Origin of the sequence: Thiocapsa sp. (assembly GCF_011390875.1) — a bacterium.
GTDB lineage: Bacteria > Pseudomonadota > Gammaproteobacteria > Chromatiales > Chromatiaceae > Thiocapsa.
The window spans coordinates 1-22,492 of sequence record NZ_JAABRP010000012.1; the positions used below are offsets into that span (position 1 = coordinate 1).

The window sequence follows — 22,492 nt, forward strand, 5'->3', positions numbered from 1 at the left end:
AAGGGCACCTGCTGCCGATGCTCGCAGTGCTCGGCGGGGCGATCAGCTACGCCGTCTCCTCGATCCTGGCGCGGCTTCGCCCGGCGAGCGACGCGCTTTTCAGCGCGGCGTCCACCATCTCGCTGGCATCGCTGATGATGGTGCCGATCCTTTTCATGACCGGGGATGTCGCCGGGCGTGGCGGATTACAGATCGTCCCGGACACACCGCACCTGATCGCCGTCGCGCTCCTCGGCATCTTTGCGACCGCAATCGCGACCATCGTCTATTTCAGACTGGTGAAGTCCGCCGGACCGTCGTTCGTCTCTCAGCTGAACTACCTGATCCCGTTGTGGGCGGTCGGCGTCGGGATGCTCTTCCTCGGCGAGGAGCCCGAGCCGAACCACCTCTACGCGCTCGGTCTCATCCTCTGCGGCATCCTGGTCACCCAGCTGGAGCGCCGCGGTACCCCGCACGCTCGAATCACGGCCCCGCGTAGGTCGCGGTAGTTCGGGTTAGCGCCCGTAACCCGACATTCGACCTCGCGCCGAACCGCCGAGGTGGGTTACGGCGCGAAAGACCTTTGAATCTAAAGGGAGTCTTAAAGGGGGTCTAAAGTCCGGGTCTTGCCGCGCGCCTCTTCCGACCTACGCCAGGCTCACTCGAACAGGTCGCGGAATGCCTTGGAGAAGCGCTTGTAAGCATCCCATCCGTCCTTGTCCATGACCTGATCGATCACCCAGCGGTTCTCCTCGCTCGGGCCCATCAGGGATTGGATCTCGAAGCCGAGATGGCGCAGGAACGCGTAGCTCGGACCCTCGCCGTCGAATTGGTAGTCGGCATACTCGCCCGAGCGCGCGTTGAGCCGGGCGATGAAGGGTCCGCCGTAGTCGCCCGGTCCGAGCAGATCCTGCGTATTGTCCTGCACATGCTCGAAGACCTTCTTCGCGAAGGCGGTGATCAGCGTGCGGCGTTCCTCGTCCTTCAAGACGCCGTGCGACATGCGATCCGCGATCTGGATCAGAAAGACCAGGTACTCCTCGATCACATCCAGGCGCTGACGATCGCTCTCGTAGACAAAGCGCTCACAGTGCAGATTGATCGCCTTGTCCAGGGCGATGCGCCAGGCGATGAAGGCCAGCGCGCTCGCGATCTCCGGGAGCGAGCGCTCCTGATCGTCGTTCCACCAATGACTTTTGATACGTAATGCCACGTTCGACTCCTGTTTCGCGACTTGTTTGGACCGACACCGCCCCGAGATTGGCAGGGCGGAGCGAAGCTGTTAGCTTGATGTCCTATTATTCTACTCAGAAAAAAGACCCTTCCGGCTCGAGGTGTACAGATGCCGAATCCTGCAATCAGCGTGCTGGCCAAGGCCGTGCAGTACAACTGTCACGTCTCGGATGCACGCCACGGCGCCGATGACTCGCTCTGCATCTACCTAATGAAGATGCGGGAATACTTTCGCTGGGAAAAGCACCTCCCTTATGGTGCGTCCTTGGAGCGCGAGCAAGTCGGCGAATGGCTCCAAGCGCGCGAGCAGCTCTGGGAGGAGCTCGAAGAGGCGCAGTTGCGGCCCATCGAGATCGACGGCCAGCGCTACGACCCCTTCGACGCGGAGGCGATCAACAGCCGACTCGCCCCGCTCGGTCTGGTCTACAGCGGCGGGCTCGGCAACCGGGCCAAGCCGCACTTCGTCCTCGGTGCACTCGAGCAACGCCGCTCGAGCGAAGGCTATTCGGTCTTCGTGGTCGCCGACGAGTATGCCCGTGATCTGACCGCGCCGCCGGCGATGATCCTGGGTCGAACCATCTTCGTACGGCGCGAGTCTCTGCGACGCTACCTCTGGGAAAAGCTCGAAGGCTGGCGCTGGCATCGCCCGGACAACGCGCTCGGACGCGCCTTCGCCTGCTACGACTTCGAGGGTGCACTCGAACCGTCACTCGACGCCATGACCGAGCGCGAGATCAAGGTGCTGCTGCTGCACGAGCAAGGCGAGTACGAGGCCGGAGAACGGCTTGGAGAGGATTGGAACGCAATGTTGTCGTCGCTCGCCAATACGCCGGCCGAGCTGATGGCCCGTGCGGTGCGCGATCACCTCGCCGATTGTCTCGTGACCCTTCCGGCGCTGGCCGAGGCGGGCGAGCCGGCCTCGCTCCACTTCTACATCGGCACCTTGACCGGCATGCGTCTGCATCTCTTCCCGGCGCTGAACGGAGCCTATGCGACGTGGTTGGAGACCGACGCGACAGACGCATTCGCGCGAATTGCGGTTCAAGGCCGCGCCCATTGGGAGCGAGTCGCCGAGGCGATGCTCACGCTCTACCGACGACACGGCGCCGAGACCGCTCACGAGATCCGCGATGCGAGCCCTGGTGCAAGCCCTGGTGGGAGCCGGGCCGAGAGACCCGATGGTGTCCCGGATGCGATCAGGCATCTGGTCGAAGCCAATCGACTCTAACACCCGCGCAAGGAACCCATGGGACAGGAACCCGCAGTGATCGATGTCCATTGCCACATCCTCCCCGGCCTCGACGACGGGGCCCACACCTTCGAGACCGCGATCGACATGGCCAGGGCAGCCGTCGTCGGTGGAGCCAGCGGCATCGTTTGCACCCCTCATCACCTGAACGGGGTCTACAAGAATCCCGGCAGCCTTGTCCTGCACGCCTTGGCTGACCTGAGGCAACGCCTGGCCGACGCGGACATCCCGCTTGGTCTTTTTCCGGGCGCGGAGATACATCTCGTCCCGGAGTTGCCGAGTCGCGTGCTCGACGGCAGTGCCCTGACCTACAACGATCGTGGCAAGGCCGCACTCGTCGAACTTCCGAAGAACACTGTTCCGCGGGGTTCCGAAGTCATCCTCGGGCAACTCCTGAGGCACGGCATCACACCTGTCATCGCCCACCCCGAGCGTAATCTCGTGCTCGCGCGACACCCGAATCGTCTGGCTGAATGGATTGATTGGGGCTGCAAGATCCAGCTCACCGCGCAAAGCTGCAGCGGTGATTTCGGCGAGCGCCTGCAACGTCTCAGTCGGCGCTGGCTGGAGCTGGGATGGGTGCATCTGGTTGCCTCGGACGCCCATCGCCCGACGGGGCGCAGTCCGGATACGCTATCCGTGGCCCGTGCCTGCGTCGCAGAGTGGCTGGGAGAGGACGCGGCGACCCTATTGACACTGGACAATCCGCGACGCCTGCTCGAAGGCACGGATCTGCTGGCGCTGCCGCCGTGCATGCGCGCCGACACGACGCCGCTCGGAGGCGACTGGCTGCGCTTTTTGCCCTGGCAGCGTCGAGCGCGGTGAGCTTGCGCTGCGCAACGGTCGTCCACGCAAGCGCAGCCGACGCACCGACTCGCCCGGCCGCAGGGGTCTTCCGGGACACCGGGACTGCGCCCGGGCGGTTGTGGAATTCCGACCTAGCGTATATGGTTGCTCGCCGGCCTCGGCCTGCGACCGATAACGAGCGGATTTCGACAAGATCCGCGAAGCGATCGCGCGACCTGCGCGTTCGGATTCTTCCAGGGAACCCCTTCGTTTCTATGTTAGAGGTGACACAGCTCGAATGCCGGCGGGGCGACCGCATGCTGTTCTCCGGCTTGGACTTCGCCGTTGCGGGGGGGACACTTCTGCACGTGCGAGGCGCGAACGGCAGCGGCAAAACGACGCTCCTGCGCTCCCTGTGTGGGCTGTTCACGCCGGACTCCGGCGAGATCCGCTGGAACGGCGAGTCGACACGTCGGCTCGGCGAGGATTATCGGCGCGATCTGCTCTACTTCGGCCATTTGAACGGCATCAAGGCCGACCTGACGGGTATCGAGAATCTCCGTGTGGCCGCAACCTTGGACGGTGATCGCGTGGACGAGTCCGCGATCTGGGCTGCGCTGGCACGGATCGGTCTTGTCGGTTTCGAGGATCTACCCACGCGCATGCTCTCGCAGGGGCAGAAGAAGCGCGTGGCCTTGGCGCGGCTGATCCTCAGCAACGCGCCGCTCTGGGTCCTCGACGAACCCTTCACCGCATTGGACGTCGGCGCCGTGGATCTGCTGGAGACCCTGATCGCCGAGCATGTGGCGCATGGGGGCATCGTCGTCCTGACGACTCACCAGGAGGTCGGCCTGACCTCCGGTCAGGTCGAACGCCTTCACCTCGGGAGCTGACCGGCCGTGCTGCGTGTCTTCTGGTGCGTTCTGCTGCGTGATCTCACGCTGGCCCTGCGGCGACGCACGGACGTCTTGACCACCCTCTTCTTCTTCATCATCGTGGTGAGCCTATTTCCCTTGGGTGTGGGCACCGAGCGCCAGATCCTGCAGATCCTCGGCCCCGGGGTGGTTTGGGTGGCGGCCCTGCTGGCCTCGATGTTGGCGTTGGAGCGCCTGTTCGCGGCAGACTACGAGGACGGCACGCTTGAGCAGATGGTCTTGACCGCGCAGCCCTTGTCGTTGCTGGTGTTGGCCAAGATCACGGCACATTGGTTGCTGACCGGGTTGCCGCTGGTCCTCATCGCCCCGCTGGTCGGCATGCAGTACCATCTCTCGGATGACGCGATCCTGATCATGATGGTCGCCCTCTTGCTCGGCACACCCGTGCTGAGTCTGATCGGGGCAATCGGTGCGGCTCTGACCCTGGGCCTGCGCGGCGGCGGGATTCTCTTATCCTTGTTGATCCTGCCGCTCTATATCCCGGTGTTGGTCTACGGGGCCGGGGCGGTGACCGCAAGCGGCATCGATATGGCGGACACGCGGCCCTATCTCGCCCTGCTCGGGGCGTTTTTAGTCGCCGCACTGACGTTCGCGCCGCTGGCATCGTCGGCAGCGCTTAAGATTTCAATCGAATAATCCGAGGGAAGACCCCTTCACCAATGGCTTCGAACTGGTTTAGATTTGCCGCTCCGGCCTCCTTCTATCCGCTTGCGGGACGACTGATTCCGGTATTTTGGATCCTGACCGGGGTCTGTTTGTTGGTCGGCCTCTACTGGGGGTTTTTCCAGACGCCCGACCAGCTCGGCGGAAGTAATGCGCAGAAGGAGTACTACCGCATCATCTTTATCCACGTCCCGGCCGCCTGGATGTCGATGTGGCTCTATGTCGTGATGGTGTGCTGGGCGGCGATCGGGTTGGTGTTCAACACGCGCCTGTCGTTCATGATGGCCAACGCCGTCGCACCGACGGGGGCCATCTTCACCTTCCTGGCGCTCTGGACCGGGGCCTTTTGGGGGCGTCCCAGCTGGGGCACCTACTGGGACTGGGATCCTCGCCTCACGACGGAGCTGATTCTCTTTTTTATGTATATCGGCTATATCGCGCTGCACTCGGCGATCGACGACACGCGCCGTGCCGACCGGGCTGCAGCCCTCCTGGCGATCGTCGGACTGGTGATGGTCCCGCTCATCTTCTGGTCCGTGAACTGTCCGGATCCGAACCAATGTGCCGCGCTCCATCAGAGATCCAACCTCACGCAGATCGAGGGCAACATCCTCTTTTCGATGCTGGCCGTAACCTTCGGGTTCTGGATGTACTCCTTCGCGACTACACTGATGCGCCTGCGCAGCATCATCCTGACCCGCGAGGCCGACAACACCTGGGTCCAGGAGCTTCTTGTCAAGGGCGGACGAGCATGAGCGAGTTCTTCTCTCAAGGCGGTTACGCCTTTTTCGTGTGGGGCGCCTACGGCATGGTGCTGGTGCTGCTCGTGGCGGAAATTCTTCAATTGCGCGCTCAACGGCGAACCATTTTGGCCCGTCTTGGTCGATTGATCCGGATGCGCGACTCTGGAGTGAATCAATGAAAGCAAGACAGAAACGTTTGGTGTTCGTCGGCCTCGCCATCGTCGGTGTCGGCGCGGCCTCCGCCTTGGCCTTGAGTGCACTCAACAGCAACATCTCGTACTTTTTCAGTCCGTCTCAGGTGATGGCCAGCGAGGCCCCGGCCGAACACGTCTTCCGGCTCGGGGGCTTGGTGACACCTGGAACCGTGGCACGCCAGGAAGACGGCTTGACGGTCAAATTCGACGTGACCGACAACGCCGAGACGGTGACGGTCGCCTACACCGGGATCCTTCCCGACCTCTTCAGCGAGGGCCAAGGGGTGGTGACCAAGGGTCGACTCGGTGCGGACGGCGTCTTTTACGCCGAAGAAGTCCTCGCCAAGCATGATGAGGAATACATGCCGCCCGAGGTCGCCGACACACTCCAAACCGCCCATGTAGAAGGCATCGTAGAGTCGATGGGCGCCCGCGGAGCCTCCAACTGATGGTCCCCGAGATCGGTCACTTCGCGCTTGTTCTCGCCCTCGTCATCACGATTGCGCAGGCATCCGTCCCGCTGCTCGGCAGCTTCGTCGGAAACCGCCGTTGGATGGAGATGGCTCGACCGCTCGCCCGCGGCCAGCTGACCTTCATCGCGATCGCCTTCGTCGCACTCCTGCATGCCTTTGTAACCGACGATTTCTCGGTCGAATATGTCGCGGGTCACTCCAACACCCTGATGCCGATCATCTACAAGGTCTCGGCGATCTGGGGCGGTCATGAAGGGTCCTTGCTGCTGTGGGCCCTGATGTTGGCCGGATGGGGCGCAGCGGTCGCGGCCTTCAGCAAGAATTTGCCTTTGCCGATGGTGGCTCGCGTCGTCTCGGTGCTCGGCATGGTGGCAATCGGCTTCCTGCTGTTCATGCTGCTGACATCAAATCCCTTCGACAGGCTCTTCCCGGCACCGCTCGAGGGCCGCGACCTGAATCCGCTGCTGCAGGACTTCGGTTTGGCGATCCATCCGCCGATGCTCTACATGGGCTATGTCGGCTTCTCGGTCGCCTTCGCCTTCGCAATCGCGGCACTGATCGGCGGCAAGCTGGACTCGGCCTGGGCGCGCTGGTCGCGGCCCTGGACTACTGCGGCATGGGGCTTTCTAACCATCGGTATCGCCTTGGGCTCCTGGTGGGCCTACTACGAGCTTGGCTGGGGCGGCTGGTGGTTCTGGGATCCGGTCGAGAACGCCTCTTTCATGCCCTGGCTGGTGGGTACGGCGCTGATCCATTCGCTTGCCGTGACCGAGAAACGCGCGGCCTTTAAGAGCTGGACCGTGCTGCTTGCCATCTCGGCCTTCTCCCTGTCTCTGCTCGGAACCTTCCTGGTGCGCTCGGGTGTCTTAACCTCGGTGCATGCCTTCGCGACCGACCCGGCCCGCGGCACTTTCATTCTGATCTTCCTCTGTGTCGTGATCGGCGGCTCGCTGGCGCTCTATGCCTGGCGTGCGCCGACCATCGCCGGCGGCGGTCGCTTTGACGTCCTCTCGCGCGAGAGCTTCCTGCTGGTCAACAACCTGCTCTTCGCGACACTCACCGTCCTGGTCTTGTTCGGCACCCTCGCCCCGCTGATCTACGAGGCCGCCGGCTGGGGCAAGATCTCGGTCGGCTTCCCTTGGTTCAACAAGATGTTCGTGTCGCTCTCGCCCTTCCTCATCGTGGCGATGGGCATCGGACCCCTAACCCGCTGGAAACACGACGATCCGATGCGTCTGGTGCGCTCGCTTTGGATCGCCCTTGCGCTCGGTATCGCTGTCTTCATCGTGGCCCTGCAGCCGATCTTCGAGGACGGCGGTCTCGCGATGGCCTTCGGTCTGAGCATGAGCGCTTGGCTGGTCGGCACGCACCTGATCTCACTCGCCGAGCGGTTGAAGAACAAAGGTGGTTTCCAGGGGTTGGCGGCCGATTTTAGCGCCCGCAACCTCAGCTACTACGGCATGTGGACGGCGCATGTCGGGATTGCGGTATTCATCGTCGGCGTCACGATGGTGTCGATCCACGGCTCCGAGACCGACGTGCGGATGTCGCCGGGCGACGTTCACGAGGACTCGGGCTATCGTTTCCAGTTCAACGGGGTACAGGCGGTCACCGGGCCAAACTACCTGGCGCAGCAGGGTGAATTCATCGTCTCCAAAGACGAACGACAGATCGCCGTGCTCTATCCGGAGAAGCGCTCGTACTTCTCGGGCGGCATGCCGATGACCGAAGCGGCCATCAACGCCGGCTTCCTGCGTGACCTCTACGTTTCGCTCGGCGAGCCCGTGGGAACGGACGGAGACTGGGCGCTGCGGGTCTACTACAAACCCTTCGTGCGCTGGATCTGGCTCGGCGCGATCCTGATGGCACTGGGTGGTCTCTTGGCGATGGCCGATCGGCGTTACCGCACGGTGCGGCAGACGGCGGATGTCCCGGCCGGTGCACTGGCGACACGCTCATGACGGCGACTACCCCCCCAGCGACAACGGCGGCGACCAAGGCGGCGACAAAGGCGAAGAGGCGCGCGCTTATCCCGCTCGTCATCTTTATGGCGCTGGCCGCGCTGCTGTTCTACGGCCTGCAGCTGGATCCCCGCAAGGTCCCCTCGCCGCTCGTGAACAAGCCTGCACCCGTGTTCGAGCTCGAGTCGCTGGAGGACCCGAGCCGAACGGTCACCAACGAGATCCTCATGGGGAAGGTCTCGTTGGTGAATGTCTGGGCCTCTTGGTGCCCGTCATGCCGTCAGGAGCATGGCGAGCTGATGCATATCGCGCGCAACAACGATGTCCAGGTCGTCGGATTCAACTGGAAGGACACGAGACCCGAGGCGCTCGAGATGCTCAGGCGTTACGGTAATCCCTACGTGGTCAGCGCCTACGATCCGGACAACCGCTACGGCCTGCACTGGGGCGTCTACGGCGCTCCCGAGACCTTCGTGGTCGACGGCGAGGGCATCATCCGTTACAAGCACATCGGGCCGGTCGACCGCAACGTCTGGGAAACCACGATCCGCCCGATCGTCGAGCAGTACAGACCTCAGTCATCATGATTCATCGCGTCCGCAAGCTGTCTTTAAGCCTCGCCCTGCTCGCCGGCACCCTGGCGTTCGGGAATCTATCCGCCTATACGCTCGAAGAGTTCAAGTTCGAGCAACCCGGCCAACACGAGGCGTTTCGCGACCTGATCGCCAAGCTGCGCTGCCTGGTCTGCCAAAACGAGTCGCTCGCCGGCTCGCAGGCCGGCGTTGCGCAGGACCTTCGCGAAGAGGTCTATCGCATGATGCTTGAAGGTCAAAGCGACGAGGAGATCGTGACCTTCCTTGTGGATCGCTACGGCGACTTCGTGCTCTACGAGCCTCCGATCAAGCCATCGACCTACATCCTCTGGTTCGGGCCCTTCATCTTCCTCGGCGTGGGCGGCTACCTGCTGTTCCGCACGCTCGGACGCAAGAAGGACGAACCCGAAGAGGACCTCACCGAGGCCGAACGCGCCCGTCTTCAACGACTGCTCGCCGCCGGCGGCGACAAACAAGAACACATCAAATGATCATCTTCTGGATTTTGACCGCCGGGCTCATGGGCCTGGCGTTGTTTTTTGTCGCCCTGCCGCTGCTGCAGCCCGAGAAAGCGACCGAGGCACCCGAGCAGGACGAGCTGAACCTCACGGTCTTCAAGCAGCGTCTACAAGAGCTGGATGCCGACCTTGCCGGTGGCTTTCTGGAACAAGACCAGTACACCGCGGCACGCCGCGATCTGGAACGCGATCTGCTGCGCGACATCCCGGGCGAGCTCGCGGCGTCCGAGCGTCGCGGCGCCTCCGGCGGCCGTTGGATGGCGATCGTGTTGGCGGTGGCGGTGCCGACAGCGGCGGTGCTGATCTACAACGAGATCGGCCATCGCGAGATCATCGACCGCATCGAAGGCGTCGCCCTGAGCGGCGAGACACAGCAGACGCTGGTCGGACCCGACGGAGAGGAGCTCCCGCCGCTCGAGGTCTTGGTCCAGCGTCTGGAGGAGAGGCTGGCCGAAGACCCGAACAACGTCGACGGATGGTTGATGATCGGTCGCACCTATTTCACCATGCGCCGCCCCGAACAGGCACTGGACGCCGTCTCGAAGGCCTATGCCTTGGCACCGGAGCGCCCGGATGTGATGCTGGCCTATGCGGAAGCCTTGGCCGCCAACAGCAACAACAGCCTGGAAGGGGAGCCGGCCGCCCTGATCGACCAGGTCCTGAACGCCGACCCGGACAACATGAGCGCCCGCTGGCTTGCCGGGATGCTCTACTACCAGCGCGGGCAGTACACTGCCGCGGCAACGGCTTGGCAGCGCATCCTCGACGAGATGGACCCCGCGTCTGACGACGCCGCAGACATGCGCGAGATGATCACGGAGGCGCAGACGCGTGCGGGCGCACCCTCGACTGCAGCAGTCGCCCCTCCCGCGCCCGCCGCCACAGAGCCTACCGAACCCGCCGCAGCACAGCAGGCGCAGGCCGAATCGCCCGCTGCGCCTGAGCCCGCCGCCGGGGCATCGGTCACCGCCGACGTCAGCCTCGATCAAGCCGTCTCGGCCGGTGCCGCTCCCGACGATATCGTGTTCGTCTTCGCACGCGCCGTCGCCGGCCCGCCCATGCCGCTCGCCGTTCAGCGCGTCCAGGTCAAGGACCTGCCGACCCGTGTCACGCTCGACGACAGTATGGCGATGATGCCCGAGATGAGGCTCTCCGCCTTTCCGCAGGTGATGATCGGCGCACGCGTGGCCAAGAGCGGCCAAGCGACACCGCAACCCGGCGACCTCGAAGGCGAAAGCGGGCCGATCGACAGCGCCGGAAAGACCCAAGTCGCCGTCGTCATCGACCGTATCAGGCCCTAAACCTAAACCGCGCCCGGCGCGACAAGCGCCGGTCGCGCATTGACTCGACGTCGTATCGACCCAAAGACATCTTAGCAGGCGCGGTTTAGAAAAATAAAAAATTCACTTAAACCGCGTCCGCTGCATCCCTTTGGTGTCGCCGCGACGCATCGCCGACCTGACACCCTCGCGTGTCCCTCCAAGACGCGGTTTAACGTTTAACGCTTCTCGTAGATGCCGACCAGCTCGGTACGGCCGAGGATATGGTCGTCCATGGCGAGCAGGAGCTCGTCCTTGGTCGGGGTCCCCAACTCGCTCGGCAGGCGGACGTCGAGCGCGTAAAGACAATGGAAATAGCGGTGACAGCCGATCGGCGGGCAAGGTCCGCCATAGCCGATCCGACCCCAACTGTTGATCCCTTCACCGGTCCCGGCGGGGAGACGACCGGAAGTCATTCCCTCGGCAAGCATCGCATCGGGCGGCAGGTTATAGAGGATCCAATGATCCCAGACCATCCGCGGAGCCGCGGGATCCGGGGCATCCGGATCATCGACGATCAAGACCAGGCTAGCGGTACCTTCGGGAAGACTCGCCCAAGACAGAGGCGGCGAGATGTCCTCGCCCTCGCAGGTGTAGCGCGCCGGGATGGGCGCTCCGTCGACAAAAGCGTCCGATTTCAGAACCATTGACATCTTTACGTCTCCACAGATGTGCTAACCTATGGGGCATCGACGCCCCGTCGTCTCGTTTCGACAGCGATTCGGGCCATGGCGTTTTAACCGAGCAGAAAGCGCTCGATGACGCAGGTCAACCCCACGCTCTCGGACCCCTTTTTTAGGATAGCGCGAATACAGACACTCGGGCCCAGAGATCGATTCGTCCGGACAAGCGGATACGGTCACCTCGAGATCGCTTTTCCTCCAATAGCTGTGCGTCCTTCGGCGGCCGAACGGCCGCCTTTTTTTGCCTGCGGATCCGGATTGCGAATCGCACCCGCACATCGGGCACGATATGGATCCGCTGGAGCCCCTTCGCCGCTCGCACATCGACCCGACACCACAGCTGCGAATTGATCCGCGACAGGCCGAGACGCGAATTCGGCCCGATCCCCAATCAGGGTGACACCCGAGTTACGGTATAATTTCGCCCCGTCAATACACCTCGACGGGAAGCCGAACAACGCCCCGCACCTCACCCAAACGCCACAACAGGATCACCGATGTCTGATTACAACGCCGAGGACGTCCGCAACATTGCCCTGGTCGGTCACGCCGGATCCGGCAAGACCACGCTGGTCGAAGCGCTGCTCGCCGCGACCGGAGTGATCTCGACACCCGGCAGCGTGACCAAGGGAACCACGGTTTGCGACTTCGATCCGATGGAAAAGGAGCTGCTCCACTCCCTGGACGCCTCTATCACCAGCTTCGACGCACACGATAAACACGTCAACCTCATCGACACCCCCGGTTATCCGGATTTCCTGGGACGCTCCATTTCGGTCCTGCCGGCCGTCGAGACCGCCGCGATCGTCATCAACGCGCAGTCCGGGATCGAGCCGATGACCCTGCGGATGATGAAGGCAGCCGATAACCGAAACCTCTGCCGGATGATCATCGTCAATCAGATCGACGCGCCCGAGGTCGATCTAGCCCAACTGACCGATCAAATCCGCGAGACCTTCGGCGCCGAATGCCTCCCGATCAACCTGCCTGCCGAAGGCGGCAAACGAGTTATCGACTGCTTCTTCCAGCCGAGCGGCGAGGGCGCCGACTTTTCATCCGTCGCCGAAGCCCATAGCCGGATCATCGACCAGGTGGTCGAGGTCGACGAAGCCCTGATGGAGATCTATCTCGAACAGGGTCAAGAGCTCAAGGCCGAGCAACTCCACGACCCTTTCGAGGCGGCGCTGCGCGAGGCCCACCTGATCCCGATCTGTTACGTGTCTGCGGAGACCGGGGCCGGCATCGCTGAACTGGTCGAGATCATCACGCGCCTCATGCCGAATCCCTCGGAAGGCAATCCCCCGCCCTTCCTCAAGGGCGAAGGTGCCGACATGAGTCCGGTCACCGTCGATCCCGATCCCGCCAAGCATGCCATTGCGCATGTCTTCAAGATCATCAACGATCCCTTCCGCGGCAAGCTCGGGATCTTCCGTATCCATCAGGGACGCATCACGGCGCAAAGCCAGCTCTTCATCGGCGACGCGCGCAAGCCGTTCAAGGTCAACCATCTGTATCGACTCCACGGCGCCGAGCAGATCGAGGTCCCCGAAGGTGTTCCCGGCGATATCCTGGCGGTATCGCGCATCGACGACATCCATTTCGACGCCGTGCTGCACGACTCGCACGAGGAAGACAATTTCCACCTCTCGAGCCTGGAGTGCCCGGTTCCGCTGTTCGGTCTCGCGATCCACCCGACCAAACGCGGCGATGAGCAGAAGCTGACCGACGCCCTGCACAAGCTCGAATCCGAAGACCCCTGCTTCCATGTCGAGCACAACGCCGCCGCGAACGAGACGGTCATGCGCGGACTTGGAGAGCTGCATCTGCGCGTGCTCTTGCGCCGGCTCTCGGAGCAGTATCACGTCGAGGTCGAGAGCCATCCGCCGAGCATCCCTTACCGCGAAACCATCACGGCCCCCGCCGAGGGACACCATCGCCACAAGAAACAAACCGGCGGTGCCGGACAGTTCGGCGAGGTCTATCTTCGCGTCGAGCCCATGGAGCGCGGCGCCGGCTTCGAGTTCGTCGATGCCGTCGTCGGCGGCGTGATCCCCAACAACTTCATCCCCTCGATCGAAAAAGGCGTGCGGCAGGTCCTCGAGGAAGGCGCGATTGCCGGATTTCCGATGCACGACATTCGCGTCACGGTCTACGACGGTAAGTTCCACCCCGTCGACTCCAAAGACATCGCCTTCTCGACGGCAGGGCGCAAGGCGTTCATCGAGGCGGTCGAGAAGGCCCGTCCGGCACTGCTTGAGCCCATCGTGAAGATCCGGATTACGGCCCAAGGCACCGCGATGGGCGACCTCGCAGGCGACCTCTCCAGCCGCCGCGGCCGGATCAACGGCAGCGACAGCAAGAGCCGCGGTCGGATCGTCATCGAGGGCGAGGTCCCGCTCGCGGAGCTCAACGGCTACGATGCACGCCTGAAGGCACTAACCGGCGGTGAAGGCACCTACAGCATCGAGCTGAGCCACTACGACACGGTGCCTGCCAACATCCAGAAACAGCTCGCCGACGCCTACCAGCGCGCGGAAGACTGACCCGCCCCGCACGGACCGGCGCTCGACGTCGGTCCGTGTTCCACTGCGAGAATCGAGACTCGGGACCTACCCGCAGTCTCGTCTTGCACTAGAACGACCGACCACTCCAACCTCGAGGAGCTCGTAAAACCCGCTCCGCGGTGTCACGCATGCTCCATGGCGCTCTGCGCCACGTACCACAGCACACGAGCGCCTGGCTGAAGGAGCAGCAATCCTCCTTGGCTCGGCTGGAGCGCGGAGAGATCAAACCGCGCCCAGTGCGGTATGCGACGTTTTTGGGTGGGATCGGCCCCGGCGGATTTCACGACCGCTGGAGCAGGCGCTGTTTAAGAGATTAAAAAATATACTATTTTAAATCGCGTCCCCGCTAAGGGCAGCGGATGCAACAATCGTCGAGCTCATTCGAAAGTGAGCATCTCGCTCTGGACGCGCATTAATCCGCATCTTGGACCTTTGGCGACATCATGGTGACATGGAGCCGACGCAATAAAAAAGGGCTTGCGGCGATTAACCGTAAGCCCTTTTCATTTGGTAGCGGGGGCAGGATTTGAACCTACGACCTTCGGGTTATGAGCCCGACGAGCTGCCTGACTGCTCCACCCCGCAACTGAGTCGACAAGATTACAGGAGAGGGGCTGAAAGCGCAAGCCCTTTTGATCGTCGATCCGAATCGAACCTCCACTATTTGCCCGCAACCCGCCGGCTCGATGAGTGAGCCGGCTGCGGCTCACTCGGCCGCGGGCGAGGCTACCGCTCGGCTCGGCTTGAAGCGTTGCATGTAGGGATTGTCGTGACGTCGCTCGACGATGAGATAGGGACGGTTGGCTTTCTCGTGGCACTGGTTGCAGGCACCGAGCAGCCGATTGTAATCGGCATCGACACGCAACTCGTCGCCTGACTCGAAGGACGCCTCAAGGCTCTCGACGGTCGGCTCGAGGATCTCTTTGACGAGCTCGCCGATCGGTACGCCGTCGGCTTCGTCGATGTCCTCGATCGCCTCGATGACCTCTTCCACCTCATGAATGTAGTAGGCGATAAGCGGCTTATTTCCGGCGTCGACGGAGAGGCCGAGCTTGTGCGTGTAATACTGGAGGCGCCCCATCCACGTCACCAGTCCGAGATCATGCTCGTCGTCGCCGGCAAGGACCGGCAGCGGGCCGGTCAGGAGGGCGGCAACCAAGATCACGGGGACGCTTGTCGTTCGAATCATCTGCGTTGTCCTCTTTCTATTGTGGTGAAAGTGTTCCGATGGGCTAAACCGCATCCAGAGCGAGATGCTCGTTTTCGAGTGCGCTCGACGTTTGGTGCATCCACGACCCTTAGCGGAGACGCAGTTTAAAATAATATATTTTCTAATATCTTAAACCGCGCCGACTCCAACGGTCGTCAAGTCTGCCGGGACCGATCCCACCCAAAAACATCCCATACAGCGCGGGGCGCGGTTTAAAGGGTCTTGAGATACTCGAGCAGGGCCAGACGCTCGGGGTCGGTCAGATCGTCGCCGAAGGTGTGGCCCTGATTGCCGTAGCCGGGAAGACTGGTGTCGTAGATGTGGTTGCGCTCATCCCAACTCATGGCACCGGCTTTGCCGCTGTCCAACGCCCGATAGGTCCAGCCGAGGGCGAGTTCATCATATACGGGCCGGTCATCCCCTTCCCTCTCAAACCGCCAGAAGGTCGGGCGCGATCGGCTGTCAAGCAGGGCTGCAATCGTCGGCACCGAACCGTTGTGCAGGTATGGCGCGGTCGCCCAGACCCCGTCAAGCGGCGGCGCGACATAGCCCAGCGCCGGTGCGGCCTGAGACAGTTCGCCGTAGAAGGACCGTCCGAACCACTTCAGGAAGCGGTCCGCATCGCTGAAACCCTTGCGCGCGAGCTCGGGGTCGGTCTCGACCTTGCCGAGCGCGATGACGCGATTCGGATAGGTCGGTGTCTCGCCGTAGGTCCCGTGACACTCCTTGCAGGTCTTCTCGAAGACCGCCCCACCGCGTTCGGCGAGCGCCCGATCAACCGCGAAGGGGTACTCGGGGGGCTGCAGGCTTGCCAGAAAGGCACGCACATCGACGAACCAGGCATCGATCTCCGCGGCCTCCTCGACCGAATCAGTGCAGGTGGTCGAGGCGAGGATCATGTAGCGGACATGGTCGCCGCGTCCTTCGCCGTTGTAGAACATCGCGTGCTTTTTGCCCATGTTCCACCAAGGCGGAACACTCACCGGGAGCGGTGTCTGCGGCGGCGGCTCGATCAGAGGCGAGTCGGACCATGCAAGCGTCTCCGGGTCGCGGTGGGCCATTAAGGCCAGGGTCAGGTTATTCGCGGAATTCACGCCGACAGTGTCCGTCATCATGTAGTCGGCGATCGCACCGATCCGATCGGCCCAGCGCCGCCACTCCGTCGCCTCGGGTCCATCCTCGACCAGCGCGGCGGCAGCCTCGATCCCAATCAAGGGATCGACGGTCAGATCGAGAAATGCGTTCCCCAGGCCCATGACCAACTCGCCGTTGAAGGTCGACGCATGGCAAGCCAGACAATTCGAAGTCACGATCTCGACACCGGAAGCCGCCACATAAGAGGTCAACATGTAGGGTAGCTCGGCGTTGCGTCCCGTGCGGCCCGGGAACTGCGGACCCGCATCCTGTGCGGCACCTCGGGTCTTGAGATAGGCACCGTAAGGTAGACCGCAGGTGACGACCGAGCGGTTGAGGAGCGCGTCGTAACCCGTGTCGGGATCACCCGGACGCTGGGGCGATGCCGGGATCTCCCCGACCTCGGCCTTGAAGACGCCGTCTTTCCCGGTCGGATCTCGATCGCAGCCGAACAAGACCAGCGTCGGCAGGATCAGAAGGGCGTGAAACAACGGATAACGGATGTCGAATACCATAATGACCCGGTTGGGATGACCCGCCTGTGAAGATCGGGTTGGTTTGAAAGGGCGACGCGCTCAGATCCCGGACGGCGCAGCCAACTCGGCCGTGGTCTCGATCCGCCCGTTTCCGGCGATAGCCTCTCCGCCTAGACGACCCTTGGCGTGAACCGCGCCGCTCCAGAGTCGGACCGCGTCGTCGGCCTCTTGATCCCGCGCCAGCGGCACGATCTCCAGCTCGAGCTCCAAGAACGGGATGCTCAACCGCCAGGCCACCGGGTAACGTACCCCGGTGCGGGGGCTGAGCCAGCGCTCGAACGGCTCGAGCCGGATCTCGCGGCGCCGGAAGCTCTCCACGCGCCCGTCGGCAAGGATCAAGGCGCAGGCGGGGATGGGCGTCCCCGTGCCGTCTTCGCGACGCAGTTGCAGACACACCAGCTCGCGGTCCCGGTCGAGCTGGATGGCGAATCGGTTCAAACCGATCTGCCCCCCTCCGGTCGGAAGCGTACCCCAAGCATGATCGAGCCAGACCTGACCCTCCACAGACCGGGTCTCGCCGTCCAGTGTCAGGGTGCCGGCGGCCGCCATGCGCGGGAGTAGATACGCCTGAAACCCCGGCCCGCCGACATCCCCGCCCAGGAGCCCCAAATCGGAAAATGGGATGGGTGGCTTGCCCGCATCCAGATCCAAGGCGAGCGCCGGCCCGTCGCCGCCCGCGACCAGACGCATTCGCGGCCGTTCCGGCACGCCGTCGGGGTTCGACAGAGACCAATCCTCGATCCAAACCGATATGGGCTGCGAGCCGGATCCGGCGAGGCCCAGCGCAGCACGCGTCAACCGCTCGGCCGATCGCACCCCGGTCTCGCCCGACCGGATGAGTGTGAGTCGGCCGCGGTAGATCGCGTTGGCCGCCCACTCGGACGCACGGCTGGACGGATTCGCAGCCAGCGCCACGCGTGTCAGGCTGAATTGGAAGTCATAACGTCCGCCCTGCGCGTCGTTGAGCTGCCCGAACAGATTCCAAAGCTCCCCGCGATACTCCGGATGGGCGCCATGATCCGCCGGGAAGCGCACTGGCCTGTCCGCGGCAACTTCGGTAAAGCCCTCTGCGCCGAAATCGAGATCGAGCAGGGCGTCCACCGAAGGCCCCGGAATCGCGTCGGGCGCCCGCGAGCCGAGGGTCCACAGGGAGACCAGACCCGCGAGCAGAACCAACAGACTGACGAGGATCAGAAGCGGCTTCATGACCGCATCAACGCCGTGCCGCTTCATATTCGGCGATCGCCTGCGGGAGGAACCGCTGGATCTGTGCGATTCGGGCATCGTCGAGCGGATGCGTGCTCAGAAACTCCGGGTTACGGGTTCCGGTGCCCCGATTCTCGGCCTGAAAGCGCTCCCAGAATCCGACCGCTTCGGTCGGGTCGAAACCGGCTCGCGCCATATAGAGCAGCCCGACACGGTCGGCCTCGAGCTCCTGGGTGCGTGAATAGGGAAGCATGACGCCAACCTCCGTGCCGATACCGTAGGCCTGCATGGCCAGATCTCGGGTGACCGACGACTGGCTGCCGAGCGCCGCGGTCAGTGCGGTTCCACCCACCTGCACGAGCATGTCCTGGGACATCCGTTCCGCCCCGTGGCGGGCGGTCACATGGGCGATCTCGTGTGCGATGACGGTGGCGAGTCCGGCCTCCGTCTGGGTGATCGCCAGGATGCCGGTGTTGACGCCGATCTTGCCGCCGGGCAGCGCGAAGGCGTTGGGCTCGTCCGACTCGAACAGGACGAACTCCCAGTCGGCATGCGGGATGTTCACGACGCTCGCGATGCGCCTGCCGACGGATTGGAGCTGGGCATTGGCTTGGCGGTCTCGCGACACGGGCGTGTCCCGCTTGATCTTTTGAAACGATTGAAGACCCAGTTGGGCCTCTTGAGCGCTGTCGATCAGCAGGACTTGGCGTCGGCCGGTCTCGGGTGCCGTGGCGCAACCTGCAACCGTCAAGAGAACGCCGGACACGGCCAGCAGGCGCCGCCACCGCGACGTCTCGCGCGGCGGTGCCACCGCGAGCGCAGATGCACGGGGGCTCCGGCGAGGTCTCGGGCAAACAAACCAACCGAGGATCGAGCAGGGTTGATGATAGGCTTGGGTACGGCTTTGTCTTTGCATGACGGCGAACGTGGGGGCATGCCGCTCGGCACACCAGAGGCTTCGACCGAACTAAACCGCGTCCGGAGCGAGATGCGTCGTTTTCATTTTGCGTTTGGCTTCGGAGATGTCCTCGACCCCGGTGAGACGCGGTTTAGAATTTAATATTTTTTAAGACTTTAAACCGCGCCAGCTCCGACAGTCGTCGAGGCTGGCGCGGCCAAGCCATTCCACCAAATGACGCATATCGCACCGGGCGCGGTTTAGGTGCTTGTACCGGCGCCCCGTCAGGTCTCGGGCGCGTCGTAGTAGCTCAGGTCGAGCCAGCCGGCGGCATCGCCGCGGTTCCCGACATTCCAGCGGTTGATCCAATCGTAGAAGGGCCAGAAACGCGCGCTGTCGCGCAGGATCCCATAGCGCGCGGCGAACCGATTCCAGTCGTCTTTGCTCTGAACGGCGCGCAGATCCGTCAGAAAACGGCTCGCATCAGCAATATCCAGATCAATGAAGAGGTTCGGGAAGCCGTTGACCAGGGTCGGATAGACACTCAGGGTGTCCTCGTCCGGGAGCGCCTGTCCGTTCTGGAACATCAGAGTGTACTGGGACTTGTAAACCCGGTTCGCCACCAACGAATAGACCCGATGGCGATCCTGCGGCGGACCCTCTGCGCGATTCAATCTGAGCACCAAGACGCTCGGCATCTCCCTCACGAAGCCCTGCCCCTGAATGGCTGTCAGCGTGGAGACGGCCACTTCCCAGTCATCGAAGTCCCTGATGGGGGCATCGGCAGCGAGCTCGGGCTTGACGCGCGGATTCAGCCGATCCGGAAGACCGCTGATGCGCGGCCCGAGGCGTTGCGCGATCTGCTCGACCAAGTCGAGGAGCGGATCCGGCCCGCGGACATCGACCCGCGTGGGCTGGTCCGCAGTCTCGAACGGGATCAGGCTCAGGGCGACGGAGCCGATGCCGCGCGTCCATTGGTGGCGGATCCGCTCGCGCTCATCGCGCGGCAGCAGCCCGAGGAACCCGTCCTCGAATTCTTGGCGCAGCATGTTGAAGAACAGCAGCGTCTCGAGCTTCGGTCCGTCGCCGGCCCAATATTCGAAGCTGGCCACGGTGTCGTAGTAGAGACGCTCCATCCCGCTGTAGCCCATCAACCAGAAGGTCTGCGGCATGCCGCCCTGCGCACCCTGGAGTACCGAGACATTGGTCTCGTGGCGCAGCACGGTCAACCAGGCGTTGCGGTTCTCGCCCTCGCCGTCCCAGATCGCGTCGAGAGACCAGCCGTCCGGATCGAGCCGTGCCCGGGTCTTGGCGTAGGCATCCAGATATTCGGCGTTTCCGACGAGCGAACGGTCCATGAAGAGATCCCAACCGTCGAGACCCAGGCTCGGATCCCGCACCGAGATGTCGTAAGCCGGATCCAGGAAGAAGACCCAGAACTGATCCTTGACCGCGTAGGTTGCGATCTGACCGTTGCAGACCGGCCCGTAGGTGATCCCGCCAACGATGACCTCGGAGTTCTCGAGCAAGAAGCGATAGCGGGATTCGGCCGGAATCGCCGCAAAGACGCGAAAGGGATTGCCGATGTCCCAAGGTGGATCGAGATCTCCATCCGAGGCCCAATCCGGCGCCAGAAAGAGCGTGCTCAGATGCGCGATGTCGGTCGGGGCGAGGCGCCAGACGAAGAGGCTCTTCTGCACCGGCGCCGCGGTCAGCTTCTCCAGCCTGTACCAGAAGCGCTCGACGCCGGGATCGCCGTACGGGAGTGCCGTGGAGATGAGATCGATCGGCGTGATCTCCACCCGGCGACCGCCTTGAGCGTCGTCCAAAACCCCTGCGGGCGGGGTGCGGGAGCGCACCAAGCGGAAGCGATCCCCCGGACTGTCCTCGAGAACGATGGTGGCCAGAAAGACATGCTCGAAGATGAAGCGACTGACCAGCGCTTGGCGGGGATCCGAGCCGTTGAAGAAGGACTCCCACGCGGCGACGGCCGTCGGGTTGGCGACCTTTTTCGCTTGCGCCTCCTCCGTCTCGGTCGGACCGGGCGAGCCCCGTGCGATCCAGTCTCGCAAGATCGCAAAGTCATCCTCCGCGAGCGCCGGCAGGCCGAAGGGCATCCCCAGACCGGGGTGCTCCTGCAGCCTGGCCGCGAGCGACTCGGCCGTCGACGGACAGGTCGCCGCGAAACGTTGCAGCCGAAACGGATCCACGGACTCCCGCGAGAAGCCGGGGCCGTTGTGCCTCCTGCCGGCGTCGATCATCCGGTAGAGGATGGAGTCGTCGAGATTGTCCTGCACCGACTCGGTGCGCGCCAGGATGGGGTAGAAGCCGCGATCCCGCCATTCTGCCGTGGAATCGGCGGCGTCCATATCGGTGCGCGGATCCGCGCTCAGGCGCGTCGAGTAGGGGTTTCGGCCGAAACCGCCGCGGTCGACCCCGCGGAAGGAATCCAGCTTGACGTTGCAGGGCGAGCCCAGACAGCCATGACAGGCGATGCAACGTCGGTCGAGAATGGGTTGGACTTGCCTGCTGTAGTGCGGCGTCTCGGAGCCGACGGATTCCAACGAAGCATCGGCATTCGGCGCGTGGGCGGTTGCCTGCGGGTCCGCGGCATGCAGCGGCACGGCAAGGACGATCGCTGCGAGGCCGACGGTGACGACACCCGAACAACGTTGTATGAAGGCGCGGATTCCTAGGTCGAAATGCATCCGACATGCCTCCGAAGCGAAATGACTTAGAGCTCCCGCAGCCCGAGGACATCCTGCATGTCGAACAGCCCGGGCCCACGCCCGCCGATCCAGCTTGAGGCCCGAACGGCCCCCCGCGCGAAGTTCATCCGGCTCGATGCCTTGTGGGCGATCTCGACCCGCTCGCCGTCGGCGACGAACCAAACACTGTGCTCGCCGACGATGTCCCCGGCCCGAACGGTCTCGAATCCGATGGTGCGGCGCTCGCGCGGCCCGGTTTGCCCTTCACGCCCGTAAACGGCGACCTCGTCGAGATCCCGACCCAAGGCCGTGGCGATGACCTCGCCCATGCGCAATGCAGTCCCGGAGGGCGCGTCGACCTTGTGACGGTGGTGCGCCTCGATGATCTCGATGTCGACCTCGTCACCCAGAACACGTGCGGCGATGTCCAGCAGCTTGAAGCAAAGATTCACGCCGACGCTCATGTTGGGCGCGAAGACGATGCCGATCTCCCGAGCAGCCGCGGCGATCATGTCGCGCTGCGCTTGGTCGAGCCCGGTCGTTCCGATCACCATGCATTTGCCGGCGGCGCGGCAGATCTCAAGATGCGCGAGCGTCGCCGCAGGCGAGGTAAAGTCGATCAGGACATCGAAGTCGTCCAAGCACCCCGCCAAATCAGGCGCAACCGACACGTCCAGACGCCCGACCCCCGCAAGCTCGCCGGCATCCGCCCCGAGCAACGAGCTACCCGGCCGCTCGGTTGCAGCGCCCAAAACAAGTCCCTCGGTCTCGTTCACCGCCTGCACCAGGGTGCGGCCCATTCGCCCACCCGCACCGGCCACGGCGATCCTGATGAGTTGCATCATGTCTCCTGAAGTGTTCGTCACCGATCGCGGAAACGGCGATCAATCAGAATGAGTGCCCGCTC

At 63.5% G+C, this 22,492-nt stretch carries 21 protein-coding genes and 1 tRNA gene; 13 read left to right on the plus strand and 9 right to left on the minus strand.

The window, feature by feature from the left end:
- Window positions 1-488, plus strand: a 488-nt coding sequence (locus GPT33_RS01720; protein WP_296805307.1) for a DMT family transporter, incomplete at its 5' end; no start/stop codon positions are given.
- A 149-nt stretch (window positions 489-637) separates the two neighbouring features.
- Here the strand turns inward: GPT33_RS01720 and GPT33_RS01725 are convergent.
- Window positions 638-1,192, minus strand: a complete 555-nt coding sequence (locus GPT33_RS01725) for a hypothetical protein (protein WP_296805309.1) — start codon at window positions 1,190-1,192, stop codon at window positions 638-640.
- A gap of 129 nt (window positions 1,193-1,321) precedes the next feature.
- Between GPT33_RS01725 and GPT33_RS01730 the strand changes: the two genes are divergently transcribed.
- From GPT33_RS01730 to ccmI, 11 genes are all read left to right on the plus strand, one after another.
- Window positions 1,322-2,440 carry an Sfum_1244 family protein gene (locus tag GPT33_RS01730; protein WP_296805311.1) on the plus strand — a complete coding sequence of 373 codons (1,119 nt, stop codon included), beginning with the start codon at window positions 1,322-1,324 and terminating at the stop codon, window positions 2,438-2,440.
- Window positions 2,441-2,458: 18 nt separating this feature from the next.
- Window positions 2,459-3,286 carry a CpsB/CapC family capsule biosynthesis tyrosine phosphatase gene (locus tag GPT33_RS01735; protein WP_296805313.1) on the plus strand — a complete coding sequence of 276 codons (828 nt, stop codon included), beginning with the start codon at window positions 2,459-2,461 and terminating at the stop codon, window positions 3,284-3,286.
- A 236-nt stretch (window positions 3,287-3,522) separates the two neighbouring features.
- A complete protein-coding gene (gene ccmA, locus GPT33_RS01740) occupies window positions 3,523-4,140 on the plus strand; it encodes a cytochrome c biogenesis heme-transporting ATPase CcmA (protein ID WP_296805315.1) in 618 nt (205 codons plus the stop codon).
- A 6-nt stretch (window positions 4,141-4,146) separates the two neighbouring features.
- Entirely contained in the window at window positions 4,147-4,818 is a 672-nt protein-coding gene (ccmB, locus tag GPT33_RS01745; RefSeq protein ID WP_093028831.1) for a heme exporter protein CcmB, read from the plus strand.
- 23 nt (window positions 4,819-4,841) lie between these two features.
- Window positions 4,842-5,600 (plus strand): cytochrome c biogenesis protein CcsA, encoded by a 759-nt coding sequence (gene ccsA, locus GPT33_RS01750; RefSeq protein ID WP_296805318.1) that lies wholly within the window; start codon window positions 4,842-4,844, stop codon window positions 5,598-5,600.
- Complete coding sequence (gene ccmD, locus GPT33_RS01755) at window positions 5,597-5,767, plus strand: heme exporter protein CcmD (protein WP_093028827.1); 171 nt, start codon at window positions 5,597-5,599, stop codon at window positions 5,765-5,767. Before ccsA ends, ccmD begins: the two co-directional genes overlap by 4 nt.
- The gene (gene ccmE / locus GPT33_RS01760; RefSeq protein WP_296805320.1) at window positions 5,764-6,231 is read left to right on the plus strand and encodes a cytochrome c maturation protein CcmE; all 468 of its coding nucleotides are present in this window, start codon (window positions 5,764-5,766) and stop codon (window positions 6,229-6,231) included. The genes ccmD and ccmE overlap by 4 nt, the downstream gene beginning before the upstream one ends.
- The gene (locus GPT33_RS01765) at window positions 6,231-8,216 is read left to right on the plus strand and encodes a heme lyase CcmF/NrfE family subunit (protein ID WP_296805322.1); all 1,986 of its coding nucleotides are present in this window, start codon (window positions 6,231-6,233) and stop codon (window positions 8,214-8,216) included. The genes ccmE and GPT33_RS01765 overlap by 1 nt, the downstream gene beginning before the upstream one ends.
- On the plus strand, window positions 8,213-8,803 hold the full coding sequence (locus GPT33_RS01770; protein WP_296805324.1) for a DsbE family thiol:disulfide interchange protein: 591 nt from the start codon (window positions 8,213-8,215) through the stop codon (window positions 8,801-8,803). Before GPT33_RS01765 ends, GPT33_RS01770 begins: the two co-directional genes overlap by 4 nt.
- A complete protein-coding gene (locus tag GPT33_RS01775) occupies window positions 8,800-9,300 on the plus strand; it encodes a cytochrome c-type biogenesis protein (protein ID WP_296805326.1) in 501 nt (166 codons plus the stop codon). The genes GPT33_RS01770 and GPT33_RS01775 overlap by 4 nt, the downstream gene beginning before the upstream one ends.
- Window positions 9,297-10,628 (plus strand): c-type cytochrome biogenesis protein CcmI, encoded by a 1,332-nt coding sequence (gene ccmI, locus GPT33_RS01780; protein WP_296805328.1) that lies wholly within the window; start codon window positions 9,297-9,299, stop codon window positions 10,626-10,628. Before GPT33_RS01775 ends, ccmI begins: the two co-directional genes overlap by 4 nt.
- A gap of 197 nt (window positions 10,629-10,825) precedes the next feature.
- On the opposite strand, the gene GPT33_RS01785 is transcribed toward ccmI, so the two are convergent.
- Window positions 10,826-11,299: a YbhB/YbcL family Raf kinase inhibitor-like protein gene (locus GPT33_RS01785; RefSeq protein ID WP_296805330.1), complete on the minus strand. Its 474-nt coding sequence runs from the start codon at window positions 11,297-11,299 to the stop codon at window positions 10,826-10,828.
- A 527-nt stretch (window positions 11,300-11,826) separates the two neighbouring features.
- On the opposite strand from GPT33_RS01785, the gene fusA reads away from it, so the two are divergent.
- Window positions 11,827-13,872, plus strand: a complete 2,046-nt coding sequence (gene fusA / locus GPT33_RS01790; RefSeq protein ID WP_296805332.1) for an elongation factor G — start codon at window positions 11,827-11,829, stop codon at window positions 13,870-13,872.
- 529 nt (window positions 13,873-14,401) lie between these two features.
- On the opposite strand, the gene GPT33_RS01795 is transcribed toward fusA, so the two are convergent.
- The 7 genes from GPT33_RS01795 to dapB all read right to left on the minus strand — a co-directional run bounded on the left by GPT33_RS01795 (window position 14,402) and on the right by dapB (window position 22,427).
- Window positions 14,402-14,478 (minus strand) — tRNA-Met (locus GPT33_RS01795).
- Window positions 14,479-14,599: 121 nt separating this feature from the next.
- Window positions 14,600-15,082, minus strand: coding sequence for a hypothetical protein (locus GPT33_RS01800; protein WP_296805334.1), 483 nt, complete (start codon window positions 15,080-15,082; stop codon window positions 14,600-14,602).
- Between the two features lie 233 nt (window positions 15,083-15,315).
- Window positions 15,316-16,752 (minus strand): hypothetical protein, encoded by a 1,437-nt coding sequence (locus GPT33_RS01805; RefSeq protein ID WP_296805336.1) that lies wholly within the window; start codon window positions 16,750-16,752, stop codon window positions 15,316-15,318.
- A gap of 60 nt (window positions 16,753-16,812) precedes the next feature.
- Window positions 16,813-17,979, minus strand: a complete 1,167-nt coding sequence (locus GPT33_RS01810; RefSeq protein ID WP_296805338.1) for a lipocalin-like domain-containing protein — start codon at window positions 17,977-17,979, stop codon at window positions 16,813-16,815.
- 7 nt (window positions 17,980-17,986) lie between these two features.
- Window positions 17,987-18,745 (minus strand): M48 family metallopeptidase, encoded by a 759-nt coding sequence (locus GPT33_RS01815; protein WP_296805340.1) that lies wholly within the window; start codon window positions 18,743-18,745, stop codon window positions 17,987-17,989.
- A gap of 416 nt (window positions 18,746-19,161) precedes the next feature.
- Window positions 19,162-21,585, minus strand: a complete 2,424-nt coding sequence (locus tag GPT33_RS01820; protein WP_296805342.1) for a fatty acid cis/trans isomerase — start codon at window positions 21,583-21,585, stop codon at window positions 19,162-19,164.
- 26 nt (window positions 21,586-21,611) lie between these two features.
- Window positions 21,612-22,427, minus strand: coding sequence for a 4-hydroxy-tetrahydrodipicolinate reductase (dapB, locus tag GPT33_RS01825; protein WP_296805344.1), 816 nt, complete (start codon window positions 22,425-22,427; stop codon window positions 21,612-21,614).
- Between the last annotated feature and the right edge of the window lie 65 nt (window positions 22,428-22,492).

What these genes read in the sequence shown, in the direction of transcription:
- GPT33_RS01730 (WP_296805311.1), top strand. Translation starts at nt 1,322, where the DNA reads ATGCCGAATCCTGCAATCAGCGTGCTGGCCAAGGCCGTGCAGTACAAC.
- GPT33_RS01735 (WP_296805313.1), top strand. Translation starts at nt 2,459, where the DNA reads ATGGGACAGGAACCCGCAGTGATCGATGTCCATTGCCACATCCTCCCC.
- ccmA (WP_296805315.1), top strand. Translation starts at nt 3,523, where the DNA reads ATGTTAGAGGTGACACAGCTCGAATGCCGGCGGGGCGACCGCATGCTG.
- ccsA (WP_296805318.1), top strand. Translation starts at nt 4,842, where the DNA reads ATGGCTTCGAACTGGTTTAGATTTGCCGCTCCGGCCTCCTTCTATCCG.
- ccmD (WP_093028827.1), top strand. Translation starts at nt 5,597, where the DNA reads ATGAGCGAGTTCTTCTCTCAAGGCGGTTACGCCTTTTTCGTGTGGGGC.
- ccmE (WP_296805320.1), top strand. Translation starts at nt 5,764, where the DNA reads ATGAAAGCAAGACAGAAACGTTTGGTGTTCGTCGGCCTCGCCATCGTC.
- GPT33_RS01765 (WP_296805322.1), top strand. Translation starts at nt 6,231, where the DNA reads ATGGTCCCCGAGATCGGTCACTTCGCGCTTGTTCTCGCCCTCGTCATC.
- GPT33_RS01770 (WP_296805324.1), top strand. Translation starts at nt 8,213, where the DNA reads ATGACGGCGACTACCCCCCCAGCGACAACGGCGGCGACCAAGGCGGCG.
- GPT33_RS01775 (WP_296805326.1), top strand. Translation starts at nt 8,800, where the DNA reads ATGATTCATCGCGTCCGCAAGCTGTCTTTAAGCCTCGCCCTGCTCGCC.
- ccmI (WP_296805328.1), top strand. Translation starts at nt 9,297, where the DNA reads ATGATCATCTTCTGGATTTTGACCGCCGGGCTCATGGGCCTGGCGTTG.
- GPT33_RS01785 (WP_296805330.1), bottom strand. Translation starts at nt 11,299, where the DNA reads ATGTCAATGGTTCTGAAATCGGACGCTTTTGTCGACGGAGCGCCCATC.
- fusA (WP_296805332.1), top strand. Translation starts at nt 11,827, where the DNA reads ATGTCTGATTACAACGCCGAGGACGTCCGCAACATTGCCCTGGTCGGT.
- GPT33_RS01800 (WP_296805334.1), bottom strand. Translation starts at nt 15,082, where the DNA reads ATGATTCGAACGACAAGCGTCCCCGTGATCTTGGTTGCCGCCCTCCTG.
- GPT33_RS01805 (WP_296805336.1), bottom strand. Translation starts at nt 16,752, where the DNA reads ATGGTATTCGACATCCGTTATCCGTTGTTTCACGCCCTTCTGATCCTG.
- GPT33_RS01810 (WP_296805338.1), bottom strand. Translation starts at nt 17,979, where the DNA reads ATGAAGCCGCTTCTGATCCTCGTCAGTCTGTTGGTTCTGCTCGCGGGT.
- GPT33_RS01820 (WP_296805342.1), bottom strand. Translation starts at nt 21,585, where the DNA reads ATGCATTTCGACCTAGGAATCCGCGCCTTCATACAACGTTGTTCGGGT.
- dapB (WP_296805344.1), bottom strand. Translation starts at nt 22,427, where the DNA reads ATGCAACTCATCAGGATCGCCGTGGCCGGTGCGGGTGGGCGAATGGGC.